Source organism: Aeromonas diversa CDC 2478-85 (genome assembly GCF_000819805.1).
Lineage (GTDB): Bacteria > Pseudomonadota > Gammaproteobacteria > Enterobacterales > Aeromonadaceae > Aeromonas > Aeromonas diversa.
The window spans coordinates 212,431-224,892 of the sequence record NZ_CDCE01000031.1; the positions used below are offsets into that span (position 1 = coordinate 212,431).

Genomic DNA, 12,462 nt, shown 5'->3' on the forward strand with positions numbered 1-12,462 from the left:
CGCTCGTCATCGGTGACCGATGCTTGGGCTCTTGATGGAACCCTCTGCTTTCCTCTAGCCGAGTGACCAATATCGTCGTCTTGTCCAGTGGATCCAAGCTGAAATTCACCTATTGATTGATATATTATTCTGGCTCAATACGGGAGTAAGTCGTACTTCTGGGCTAGGATTAGCCCAATGGTCACTACGGGGTATTAAGGCGGGGGTTTTGGATGTCGCTCTCGGGGGTTCGCATACTGCTCATCGAAGATGAAGCCGTCTTTCGTCATATGTTGAGTGCTTATCTGCAAGGTCTTGGCGCCGAGGTCTTTCATGCCGATGATGGCATCGAAGGGATGGCGGCTGCCGCACTACACAGGCCACATGTGGTGTTGTGTGACCTCAACATGCCCGCCATGGATGGGCATGAGGTGGTGGCCTGTCTGAGTGCTCGCTATCCCCGGTTGCCCGTCATAGTCGTGTCGGCGCAGAGTCGTATGGATGTGGTTGCGCTAGTCCTGCGCTCGGGTGCCAAAGATTACCTCATCAAACCGATCCGTGACTGGGAGCTGGTTCGCTTCAGCATCGAACAGTGCCTGGAGCAACAACCCAGTGCCATGCAGCAGCTGGAGTTGTTGGATCATATGGATGCACTGCGCCAGGATCGCCTGGCGACGCGTCTGGTGGCGTTGCAGAAGCACCCGGCCATGCAGGAGTGGGGGGAGTGGCAGGTTACCAGCCAGGGAGGGGGACATCTCTTTTTGGTCGAGAGCTTCAAGGTGGGCCAGCGGTTGCTGTTGCTGGTGATGGAACTCCCCCTGTTGGGACCCGATGGCCCCTTCTGCTCTGCGCTGGTTCGGATGTTGATGAACACCCCTTATCGCCAATACCAGCAGGGGGAGAGCTCTTTATTAGAGCAGCCAGGTAAGTTGCTTTACTTCCTCAACTGGAGCCTTCTTGAGTCTGGCGTGCATCAGCCCATCAGCGTGGCGGCCCTGCTATTTGGCCAGGATGACAACCTGCTCTTCGCCAATGCCGGCTTAACTTCACCACACTGGCTGGCTCGTCATGGTGGATTGCCACTCGGGCTGATGCGGGATGCCGACTATCCCTTGCATCGGCGTAGTTGGCATGCCCCCTTCTCGCTGCAGGTGGGTAGCGAAATGGGGGGAGTGTTGAGTCTCAGCATTCATCGTCAATAAGAAGGGCGCCATCGGCGCCCTTCTTGTTCAAAGCATCGAGGTTCAAACCGCACGCGGCTGCAGCTTGCTCTCTTCCTCATGCGACTCCTGAACGCTGTGCCCTTCTGCACCATGCATCCAGTAGACCAGGCGGTTGGCCATGGTCAGCAGGATGACGGCGGAGAGGGTGGCCGCCACGGCGATGCCGCCGAAGATGGCCAGCGGGCCGGACTCGCCAATGAAGGAACCGATAAGGCCGGCGGCGTAGTTGGCGATCGCGATGAAGCCAAGCCAGGCACCCATCATGAGGGAGGCCAGGCGCAGCGGAGCCAGCTTGGTCACCATGGAGAGGCCGATCGGAGAGAGGCAGAGCTCACCCAGGGTGTGGAACAGGTAGGCACCGATCAGCCAGAACATGGAGGTCTTGACGGCGCTGTCGCCACCTTGCTGCAGTGCGGCCCCCACCATGAACAGGAAGCCCACGGCCAGGAACAGCAGACCCATGGCGAACTTCACCGGAGAGTTGGGCTCGCGCTTGCCCATCTTGACCCAGATGGCGGCCATGATCGGCGCCAGGGTGATGATGAAGAAGGGGTTGAGGGACTGGAACCAGGCGGTCGGTACTTCGAAGCCGCCGATCATGCGGTCGGTGTACTCCTGGGTATAGAGGTTCATGAGACCACCGGCCTGCTCGAAACCGGCCCAGAAGATGATGGTGAACAGACCCAGCACCAGGATCACCTTGATGCGATCCACTTCCTGTTTGGTCAGGGGGGCGCGCTGCTTGTTCTGGTTCAGCTCGGCGGCACGTTTGGCAGCCGGTACACGGCCGATGTCACCAAGGAAGCGTTGGGCCAGGGTGGCTTGCAACACCAGCGAGATCAGCATGCCGATCCCGGCGCCGACGAAGGCGGCTTGCCAGCCGTAGGCGGTAGCTGCGGCACCACAGACGACACCGGTCAGCAGGGAGCCCAGGTTGATGCCCATGTAGAAGATGGTGAAGGCGCCGTCACGACGGTGATCGCCCTCTTCATACAGGTCGCCCACCATGGTGGAGATGTTCGGCTTGAACAGACCGTTACCGATGATCAGCAGGGCCAGGCCAGCGTAGAAGACGTTGACGACTTGATCCGGGAACAGGCCATGAGGCAGGGCCAGGGTGAATTGGCCAAGGGCCATGAAGACTGCACCGATCAGGATGGCGCGGCGCTGACCGAGGAAGTTGTCAGCGAGCCAGCCACCGATCAGCGGAGTGATGTAGACCAGGCCGGTATAGATGCCGTAGAGCTTGAGGGCATCGGACTCGGTCCAGCCGAGACCACCGTTGGTGGTCTGTGCGGTGAGATAGAGCACCAGTACGGCGCGCATGCCGTAATAGGAGAATCGCTCCCACAGCTCGGTACTAAAGAGCAGAAAGAGCCCTTTAGGGTGACCTAAAAAGGTCCCTTTGGTCGGGGTATTCATGGAACTTCCACCTGTATTTGATGTTTTATTTGTGATTTTATGCAAGGGCTTTGGAACAAGCCTAAACCCTTATAGAACATGGTGGAACTAATTACAAGAAGCTGATTTAGCAGATTTTTATCAATCAAGCATTGATAAATTGTTGCTTAAATGAAAACTGGGCATCGTATGATGCCCAGCTATTTATGCTAGTAAAAAGAAAAATCTCGTTATTACAGTTGTTTGGCGAAGGCCTTGAGCCAGTCGATGAATTCGCCATTGAGCTCACGATGTCGTGCGGCGTATTCGACGTTGGCCTTCATATACCCCAGTTTACTGCCACAGTCGTGGCTCTTTCCCTTCATGAAGTAGGCATTGACCTGCTCCTGCTCCATCAGGGCGGCGATGGCATCGGTCAGCTGGATCTCGTCACCGGCCCCGGGCAGCGTCTTCTCCAGCAGTGGCCAGATGTTGGCAGAGAGCACGTAGCGCCCCACTACGGCCAGATTGGACGGCGCTTCGTCACGGGCGGGCTTCTCGACGATGGCTTGCATCGGCAGGGACATGCCGGCGCTCAGGGTCTCGCCCTTGATGTCGGCGATGCCGTATTTGTCGACCTCAGTATGGGGCACCTCTTCCACCATGATCTGGCTGATGTGCCCCTCTTCATAGAGATGCACCATCTCGGCCAGGTTATCGCGTTTGGGATCGCTGGCGACGTCGTCGATCAGTACATCCGGCAGCAGCACGGCGAAGGGGTTGTCACCGATCAGCGGACGGGCACACAGGATGGCGTGACCCAGACCCTTCGCCTCGCCCTGGCGCACGTGCATGATGGTCACGTCTTTCGGGCAGATGGCCTGGACTTCGGCAAGCAGTTGACGCTTGACCCGCTTCTCCAGAGTCGCTTCCAGCTCGAAGCTCTTGTCGAAATGGTTCTCGATGGAGTTCTTACTGGAGTGGGTGACCAGTATGATCTCCTTGATACCCGCGGCGATGGCTTCGTTGACCACATATTGGATCAGGGGCTTGTCCACCACCGGCAGCATCTCTTTGGGGATGGCCTTGGTGGCGGGGAGCATGCGGGTACCCAGTCCGGCGACGGGCAATACGGCTTTACGAACTATGGTGGGACTCTTTTTCATGGAGAGATTCCGGCGAGACATGATGGCGGCATCTTACTCCAACAAAATGAAGGCGGCCACTGGCCGCCTTCGACTTACTTGAGGACAATCATGTCTCGATTCGCATCCAGTGTGGCCGGCCCGATGCCGCTGACATCGGCCAACTGGTCGATCGAGGTGAAGCTACCCTGTTTATCCCGATACTCGATGATGGCTTGCGCCTTCTTCTCACCAATTCCCTTAAGCTGCGTCAACTGCTCCAGGGAGGCGGTGTTAATGTTGATCTTGTCGCTCGCCGTGACGGTGGCCACTTTCTCTGGCGCCGTCGCTGCTTTCTGCGCCGCCACGGCCGGTGTGCCCAGCAGGGGCAGGCAGCTCAGCAGCAGGGGCAGGATCAACGCCCGTGTTTTCATCGTACTCTCCTTCTCTTGTGGGGGATTCCTTCCCAGTTCTAGTGCACGGGTGCCGGGTTGACGCTGGAATAAACCACAGGAGGATAAGAGTGTTGAAAATGCTATAAGGACGTGGGATGGACCTGTCGTATGATGGCAACATGATGAAAGATAAAGGAAAGAAACCAAGATGCCGATGACAGATGGATTGCGCCAGCAGGTAGTCAGGTTGGCTCGAGACGCAGGGGCTGCCATCCTCTCTCTCTACGAGAGCCCTCTCGAGGTGGATTACAAACAGGACAGCTCGCCTCTGACAGAAGCTGACCGTCAGGCCCATGCCGTCATCTGCGCCGGCCTGCAGGCTTTGACGCCTGACTGGCCTGTCCTCTCGGAGGAGTCTTCACCCGAGGTGATGAGCGCGCGCCATGGCTGGAGCCGGTTCTGGTTGGTCGATCCCCTCGATGGCACCAAGGAGTTTATCTCGCGCAATGGCGAGTTCACCGTCAATATCGCCCTCGTGGAGGACGGTCGGCCTGTGTGGGGAGTGGTGCATGCCCCCGTACTGGGCGTGAGTTGGTATGGTGGTCGCGGGATTGGCGCAACGCGAGAAGAGGCGGGGGGAATTCGCCTTATCAAGGTTGATCCCCATCGAGACGGAGAGGTGTGGAAGGTGGTGGGTAGCCGTCATCATCTCTCGGCCGAGACGCATGCCTATTTGGAGCGGCTAACAGATCCGGTCGAGCTGGTCTCGATGGGTAGCTCCCTCAAGCTCTGTCTGGTGGCCGAGGGCCGGGCGCATCTCTACCCCAGACTGGCGCCCACCTGTGAGTGGGATACTGCGGCCGCCCAGGCCGTGGTCGAGGGGGCAGGAGGCCGGGTGACGACCCTGGAGGGTGAGCCGCTTCGTTATGGCAAGGCGGAGATCCTCAACCCCTGGTTTGTGGTCTCGGCCTCCTGATAAAAAACGCCGGACTCAGTCCGGCGTTCTCTTTCAAAATACCCGCTTGAAGGGTTTGACGGTCACGCTGCCATAGACCCCGGCGCTCACATAAGGGTCGGCATCGGCCCAGGCCTGCGCGTCTGCCAGAGTGGCAAACTCGGCGATGACGGTCGAGCCGGTAAATCCAGCCTCACCCGGGTCATCGGCATCGATGGCGGGGTTGGGGCCGGCGGTGAGCAGGCGCCCCTCATTCTGCAACGCCTGTAGTCTGGCCAGATGGGCCGGTCTGGCCTGCTTGCGCAGGGGCAGGCTGCCTGGCACATCCTCGGCAAAAATCAGATACCACATATCACTCTCCTTGTCGGGGTTATTTCTTCTGATCGGCCGGCAGGTGACGGTAGAGATAGAGACCGCTCAGCAGGGTCGAGACCAGCGTCAGTCCGAGCAGACCAAACACCTTGAAGTTGACCCAGATTTCCTGTGGCAGATTGAAGGCGATGTAGAGATTGAGCACTCCGCACAGGGCGAAGAAGGCGACCCACCCCAGGTTGAGGCGATCCCAGACGGGATCGGGGGCGCTCAGCTCCTTACCCAGCATCTGTTTGAGCAGGTTCTTGCCAAAGCCGTAACGACCGATCAGCAGGGCGAGGGCAAACAGGGCGTTGATGACGGTGACTTTCCACTTGATAAAGGTATCGTCGTGAAAGATGAGGGTGAGGGAGCCAAAGAAGGCGACTAGCACGAAGGTAAAGAGCTGCATCTTCTCGACCTTGCGATACTTGAGCCAGCCATAGAGCAGTTGCAGGCCCGTCACCACCACCAGGGCTGCGGTGGCGTAGTAGATGTCATAGAGCTTGTAGATCGCGAAGAAGACGATCAGGGGAATGAATTCGATAAATTGCTTCATAAGGGTTCACACATCCGATTTGCCCCAGTCTAACCGACAGGGCTCTCTCATGACAGAGCCGGGAAGAGTTCCTGGGCGATGACCAGCCCAAGGTGTTTCTGTTCGTCCAGCAGCGCCTCGATATGTTCGCGCCGGATCCCGGGGTTGAGCTGTACGGCTCGCAGCAGGGTCAGCGGCTGCTCACCATAGCGGGTAACGGCCCGCTGGGTGCGAGAGACAAAGCTGTGCCCCTCGGCACGCTGCCGTTTCTGCAGGGCGATGTTGAAGGCATTGATCTGAATATTTGCTGACGCATCCAGCGGCTTGCCCTGCAGATGCGGGGGAATGCAACGATAGGCCAGCAGGTTCATGACCGGGGCTGCCATCAACTCGAAGGCGGGGTCAGCCTCGATCAGGTTGGCCATCAGCCTGGCCCTGTCATAGTTCTCCTCGATGAGGCGGGCGTAGCCCTGTTCACCGATGAGGTGGAAGGCGGCATCCAGGTAGAGGGCGTTGGCAGGGCGTGTCCCTTCCAGGGTAAAGCGTCCCTGATCGAAGGAGCTGGCACGAATGGCGTAGGGCGCCTCGCGTTTGACGGCCATCATCAAGGAAGGTTCGCGGCACAGCAGCATACCGGTGCCGAGCGGTACCAGAAGCTGCTTGTGGCCATCCAGCGTGACGGTGTCGGCCTGCTCCATGCCGCTGAGCAGGGGGCGATAGCGGGCGGAGAAGGCCGTAGGGCCGCCCCAGGCGGCATCCACATGGAAGTGAACGCCCTCGCGTCTGGCGATGGCGGCCATCTCGGGCAGTGGGTCGATGGAGCCAAAATCGGTCGTACCTGCCACCCCGATGAGGGCGATCACCTTGATCTTCTGCTCCTGGCAGTGGGCCAGCTCGGTCTCCAGTGCAGACAGGCAGAGGCGGTTGTGCTCATTCACAGGCAGACGGCGCACGCTGGCGGCCCCCGCGCCCAACAGATCCATCCCCTTGTCGAAGGAGTAGTGCATCAGGCGAGACCCCAGAATGGCGATGCCACGCCACCCCTGCTCGGCCAAGGCAAACAGGTTATCACCGCAGGCCCGGTTGCGGGCCAACCAGAGGGCGGTCACGTTGGCAATAGTGCCGCCACTGGTCATGACGCCGAGCGCCGCATCCTTGGCATGCATGAAGGCGTCGTAGAAGGACTGCTCCTGCCCGAACACCAGGCGATGGAGTCTGGCCAGGCTCTCACGCTCCAGAAAACTGAGCAGCCGTGATGACTCCATCTTCATGGGGTTCTGGTTGAGCATGGCCAGCAGGCGCGAGAGTTCTCCCGTATAAGCGGGCAGGGGGGCTGTCATGTGCCCCATGTAGCGCGGTGAGGCGAGGTGGGAGATGCCCGGCAGCAGTTGCTGCAGGCGCCGCAGATAGTCAGCCAGGGCCATGTGGCCATCTGGCATGGCAGAGTCGGCGAGTCGATGGGTAAAGTCGCTGCGGTCATAGGGCAGCAGGCTGTCATCCATCTCGTGAAAGGCCTGGATCAGTGAACTGATATGACCGTCTAGGTCCTGATGGGGGGAAACAAACAGCTCTTCTAGTTGCATCGGCGGCTCCGGATCCTTGACTCTGCGCCTCTCTACCGGCCGCAGAGCATAACCCCAATTGGCGTGCGATGACAGCCAAGTTGCGGTGGTGCAGCAGGGAGAACGTCAACGTTATAGCCATTAATTGGTAGTTTTATGGGTTGCGCTTGCCAAAACGTGCACCGAGCCACAGTCCATGAGCGGACGAGCTGCGAAGCTAGTGGCAGTTTTCATTTAAGGAGAGATTGATGAGCGATATCGCACTCGCCATCAGCATGTTGGCGCTGGTTGCCGTGGTCGGATTGTGGCTGGGCAACTTGAAGGTCTACGGAGTGGGACTCGGTATTGGCGGTGTTCTGTTCGGCGGGATCCTGGTGGGCCACTTTGCTGGTGCCATGGCGCTCGAGCTGGATGCTCATACGCTGCACTTCATTCAGGAATTTGGCCTGATCCTGTTTGTTTACACCATCGGCATCCAGGTCGGTCCCGGTTTCTTTGCATCCCTGCGCAGCTCAGGTCTCAAGCTCAATGCCTTTGCCGCCCTGCTGGTGGTGCTGGGCGGGCTGATGGTGGTCATCCTCTACAAGCTGTTTGACGTTCCTCTGCCGGTGATCCTCGGTATCTTCTCGGGAGCGGTGACCAATACCCCTTCTCTGGGGGCCGGACAACAGATCCTCTCCGAGCTGGGGGCTGAGTCTGGGCTCACCAGCATGATGGGGATGGGCTATGCGGTGGCCTATCCATTCGGGATTTGCGGCATCCTCCTTACCATGTGGCTGGTGAGGCTCTTCTTTCGCATCAAGGTCGACGATGAAGCCGCCGAGTTCGAGAAGCAGAGCGGCAAGACCAAGGAGAGTCTGCACACCATCAACATTGCCATTCGCAACCCCAATATCAACGGACTGATGATCAGCGAGATCCCCTGCATGAACGAGAGCGACATCGTCTGCTCTCGCCTCAAGCGTGGAGAGGAGCTGACGGTGCCGCGAGCAGATACCCGGGTCGAGCTGGGGGACCTGCTCCATCTGGTGGGTGAGAAGCGGGCGCTGCATAACGCCTTGCTGGTGCTGGGGGAGGAGGTGGATGCCTCTCTGTCGACCCGCGGCACCGATCTGCGAGTCGAGCGGGTGGTCGTCACCAACGAGCAGGTGCTCGGCAAGAAGATCCGCGACCTCGACATCAAGCAGCGTTACGACGTGGTGATCTCGCGCCTCAACCGGGCGGGGGTCGAACTGGTGCCAACCAGCCAAACCAGCCTGCAGTTTGGGGATATTCTCAATCTGGTGGGGCGGCTCGACGCCATCGAATCGGTCACCAACATAGTCGGTAACGTCCAGCAGAAGCTGCAACAGGTACAGATGCTGCCGGTCTTTATCGGGATCGGTCTTGGGGTCTTGCTCGGCTCTGTGCCTTTCTATCTGCCGGGCTTTCCGGCAGCCCTCAAGCTCGGTCTGGCCGGCGGTCCTCTGGTCGTGGCCCTAATCCTGGCCCGGATCGGCAGTATCGGTCGTCTCTATTGGTTTATGCCTCCGAGCGCCAACCTGGCACTGCGCGAGATTGGCATAGTGCTCTTCCTGGCCGTGGTGGGATTCAAGTCTGGGGCCGGCTTTTTCGATACCCTGCTGCACGGGGATGGTCCGGCCTGGATGTTCTATGGCGCCCTGATCACTCTGGTGCCACTCCTGACGGTCGGTTGCCTGGCGCGTTGGTATGGCAAGATGAACTACCTCAGCCTGTGTGGCTTGTTGGCCGGTTCGATGACCGATCCCCCCGCCCTGGCCTTTGCCAATGCCATGCATCCGACCAGCGGCGCCAGCGCCCTCTCGTATGCCACTGTCTATCCTCTGGTGATGTTTCTACGCATCATCTCACCCCAGCTGCTCGCCTTGTTGCTCTGGGCCGGCGGGTAAGCGGCGCAACGCCAGAAACAGAAAGAGCTCCACAGGGAGCTCTTTTTTATGTTGCTGATAAATAACACTTTTAACCTTTCGCTTAAGTCGCATACCACTCCCCGCTGGCGAACTTTCATTCGATATTTCGAACTGGTTGTCCACCCCCCAGATTGGGTACCCTTAGGGGCTATTTTGCATTATTTCAGTGTCAGGAGTCGTCATGAGCACCACTACCCTTCAGCATGATGCGGTTATCTCGCAGTTGAGTGGCAAGGTTTACCTTGTCAACGAAGATGGCACGCGTCGACTGGTTCTCGAAGGGGAGTTACTACCCAAGGGGGCAGTAGTGGTGTCTGACGATGGGGCTTTCGAGCTGCGCGATCCAGCCCCCTTAGCCCAGGGCGATGAGCCTGCCGAGCAGGTCACCGCCAGCGTCTCGGGCGACATCGATGCCTTGCAACAGGCCATTTTGGAGGGGCAGGACCCGACACAGGCCTTTGACGCCACCGCGGCGGGTGGTGCTCCCGCAGCCGGGGGCGGTGTGGCCGGTACCAGTAACAGCGGTTTCGTCGTGCTTGAGCGTAGTGGCTACGAGACCCTGGCTGTGGCGGGGTATGACACGACGCGTACAGAGACGGTTGCTCTGTCCGAGAATGTCACGCCAGGCATTGACGATTTCAAACCCGATGCCGAATTGACCCTGAGCGCCGATGGTTCGGTCAGTGAAGGTGGCAGCATTACGTATGTGGCTACCGTCGACCATCCGGTCTACGGGAGCGAGCTGGTCGTTACCCTATCTAACGGTGCCACCATAGTGATTCCTCTTGGGCAGACGACCGCCTCGGTTGTGGTTGCTGCACCGGGGGATGATGTCTATCTGGATGCCTCTACTCTCTCTGTCTCGGTTACGGGTACCAGTGGTGGCAACTTCAATACTGTCACAGCCGGTCCCGCAGTGACGACAGAGGTTACCGATACCATCGACACGGCAACCGCAACGCTGACGGCGACGCCGAGTGTCACCGAGGGGGGCGTCATCACTTACACCGTGACATTGAGCCATCCGGCTCAAGGGGAAGTGAGCCTGACGCTTTCCAACGGCCAGATTGTGACGGTCGCAGACGGTCAGCGCATCGGTAGCATTGACTTTCAAACCCCGCCTAACGACGTCTACAACAACGGCAGCACTGTGAGTGCCACTATCACTGCGGCAAGTGGTGGCAACTTCGAGCAATTGGCGGTAAGCCAGGCTCCGGCAGAGACTCGCATTAACGATTCTATCGATGTCACCACAGTGACGCTGAGTTCTGCCACTCAAGGGCAAAACGTGGTTGAGGGCGGCAGCATCGTCTACACCGCAACTGCGAGCAATCCGGTCACCGAGACTCCTCTGCTGGTCACGTTGAGTAATGGGGTGGTCATCACTATCCCGGTCGGAGCAAGCAGTGCCAGCAGTGAGCCTATATCGGTGCGTGGAGACGATATTTATCAGCAGGGTAATGAGGTGCTGAGCGTGACTATCACCGGCACCAGCGGGGGTAACTACGAGGCTCTGACACCGAGTGGCACCGTGACGCATATCGTCGTTGACGATCAAGATGCTCCGACTCTGACGCTAACCGGTGATGCCAGTGTCCTTGAGGGAAGCAGGGCAAATTATACGCTGACTATCAGCGATGCACCCAAGAGCGACCTGATCGTCAAGATGGTTGTCGGTCATATCACCACCGATGACGGTGATGTGCAGACAGTGACTAGAGATGTCGTCATCAAGGCCGGCACTACCGCGACGACGTTTGAGGTCGCGAGCCAGGATGATGCGATAGACGAGCCGGTTGAACAGTTTCTGGTGAGTGTGACGGATGTCAGTGGCGGTGGTTACGAAAAGGCTCCGGCACTGCCCAATTCGGTGGTGACATCCGTTATCGACAACGATGAGGCGCCAGATGTTGACCGGGTGAGCGATGCGCTGGATGTGCGTGGCGAGGTGGTGGACGAGGGCGAGAGCGCCGTGTTTACCGTAACCCTGACCAATGGTAGCAGCAGCGAGACGGCGTTTAACTGGTCTCTCGGCGACAAGAGCGCCACCCTGGGCCTGGACTATACCCGTGATGTGACATTGAGCGATGGGGTAACCCTGAGCGCCGATGGTAGCCAGTTGATCGTGCCGGCGGGCGTGACCCATTTCACCGTGACCGTTCCGACCCTGGAAGACAGTGTCGATGAGCAGGATGAGACCTTCACCTTGACGGTGGGAGGGAAGAGCGGGACGGCGACCATTATCGATAACGATGCAGGCCCGACTATCGACAGTGTCAGCGTGACCAACGCCGACGCCAAGGCAGAAGAGGGCACGGACCTGCATTTCCAGGTGACCCTGAGCGCGGCGAGCGAGCAGGTGACCCACCACGGTTTCAACCTGGCCGGCGTCACCGCGGGTGAGGGCGACTTCGACCGTGCCGGCGTGACGTTTAGCAACGGCGTGACCCTGAGCGGCGACGGCCAGAGCGTGATCGTGCCAGCCGGGGTGAGCGGTTTCACCGTCACTGTGCCGACCGTGAACGACAGCCTCGACGAAGCGGATGAGACGCTGACCCTGACCGTGGGCGGCAAAGACGCCACCGGCATCATAGTGGATAACGACAATGCGCCGGATGTCGACCGGGTGAGCGATGCGCTGGATGTGCGTGGCGAGGTGGTGGACGAGGGCGAGAGCGCCGTGTTCACCGTAACCCTGACCAATGGCAGCAGCAGCGAGACGGCGTTTAACTGGTCTCTGGGCGACAAGAGCGCGACCCTGGGCCTGGACTATACCCGTGATGTGACATTGAGCGATGGGGTAACCCTGAGTGCCGATGGTAGCCAGTTGATCGTACCGGCGGGCGTAACCCATTTCACCGTGACCGTTCCGACCCTGGAAGACAGTGTCGATGAGCAGGATGAGACCTTCACCTTGACGGTGGGAGGGAAGAGCGGGACGGCGACCATTATCGATAACGATGCAGGCCCGACTATCGACAGTGTCAGCGTGACCAACGCCGATGCCAAGGCAGAAGAGGGCAC

10 protein-coding genes are annotated in these 12,462 nt (G+C 59.1%); 4 read left to right on the forward strand and 6 right to left on the reverse strand.

Annotated features, from left to right (window positions below):
• Nucleotides 1-212: 212 nt before the first annotated feature.
• Nucleotides 213-1,181: a response regulator gene (locus BN1121_RS13385; protein WP_005351852.1), complete on the forward strand. Its 969-nt coding sequence runs from the start codon at nucleotides 213-215 to the stop codon at nucleotides 1,179-1,181.
• Between the two features lie 42 nt (nucleotides 1,182-1,223).
• Here the strand turns inward: BN1121_RS13385 and BN1121_RS13390 are convergent, their stop codons facing one another.
• The 3 genes from BN1121_RS13390 to BN1121_RS13400 form a co-directional block, all read right to left on the reverse strand.
• Entirely contained in the window at nucleotides 1,224-2,624 is a 1,401-nt protein-coding gene (locus tag BN1121_RS13390; protein ID WP_005351853.1) for a peptide MFS transporter, read from the reverse strand.
• Nucleotides 2,625-2,836: 212 nt separating this feature from the next.
• The gene (gene galU, locus BN1121_RS13395; protein ID WP_005351855.1) at nucleotides 2,837-3,748 is read right to left on the reverse strand and encodes a UTP--glucose-1-phosphate uridylyltransferase GalU; all 912 of its coding nucleotides are present in this window, start codon (nucleotides 3,746-3,748) and stop codon (nucleotides 2,837-2,839) included.
• 74 nt (nucleotides 3,749-3,822) lie between these two features.
• The gene (locus tag BN1121_RS13400) at nucleotides 3,823-4,140 is read right to left on the reverse strand and encodes a ComEA family DNA-binding protein (RefSeq protein ID WP_005351858.1); all 318 of its coding nucleotides are present in this window, start codon (nucleotides 4,138-4,140) and stop codon (nucleotides 3,823-3,825) included.
• 169 nt (nucleotides 4,141-4,309) lie between these two features.
• On the opposite strand from BN1121_RS13400, the gene cysQ reads away from it, so the two are divergent.
• A complete protein-coding gene (cysQ, locus tag BN1121_RS13405; protein ID WP_005351860.1) occupies nucleotides 4,310-5,077 on the forward strand; it encodes a 3'(2'),5'-bisphosphate nucleotidase CysQ in 768 nt (255 codons plus the stop codon).
• 33 nt (nucleotides 5,078-5,110) lie between these two features.
• Here the strand turns inward: cysQ and BN1121_RS13410 are convergent, their stop codons facing one another.
• The 3 genes from BN1121_RS13410 to BN1121_RS13420 are packed head-to-tail and all read right to left on the reverse strand — an operon-like array spanning nucleotide 5,111 to nucleotide 7,528.
• Nucleotides 5,111-5,407 (reverse strand): YciI family protein, encoded by a 297-nt coding sequence (locus tag BN1121_RS13410; RefSeq protein ID WP_005351862.1) that lies wholly within the window; start codon nucleotides 5,405-5,407, stop codon nucleotides 5,111-5,113.
• A gap of 19 nt (nucleotides 5,408-5,426) precedes the next feature.
• Nucleotides 5,427-5,966, reverse strand: a complete 540-nt coding sequence (locus BN1121_RS13415; RefSeq protein WP_005351863.1) for a septation protein A — start codon at nucleotides 5,964-5,966, stop codon at nucleotides 5,427-5,429.
• A 47-nt stretch (nucleotides 5,967-6,013) separates the two neighbouring features.
• On the reverse strand, nucleotides 6,014-7,528 hold the full coding sequence (locus BN1121_RS13420) for an aminotransferase class V-fold PLP-dependent enzyme (RefSeq protein WP_005351865.1): 1,515 nt from the start codon (nucleotides 7,526-7,528) through the stop codon (nucleotides 6,014-6,016).
• A 227-nt stretch (nucleotides 7,529-7,755) separates the two neighbouring features.
• Here BN1121_RS13420 and BN1121_RS13425 point away from each other — a divergent pair, with 227 nt between their 5' ends.
• On the forward strand, nucleotides 7,756-9,417 hold the full coding sequence (locus BN1121_RS13425) for a putative transporter (protein WP_005351867.1): 1,662 nt from the start codon (nucleotides 7,756-7,758) through the stop codon (nucleotides 9,415-9,417).
• A gap of 202 nt (nucleotides 9,418-9,619) precedes the next feature.
• On the forward strand, nucleotides 9,620-12,462 hold a 2,843-nt coding region (locus BN1121_RS13430), incomplete at its 3' end, for a retention module-containing protein (protein WP_156139399.1).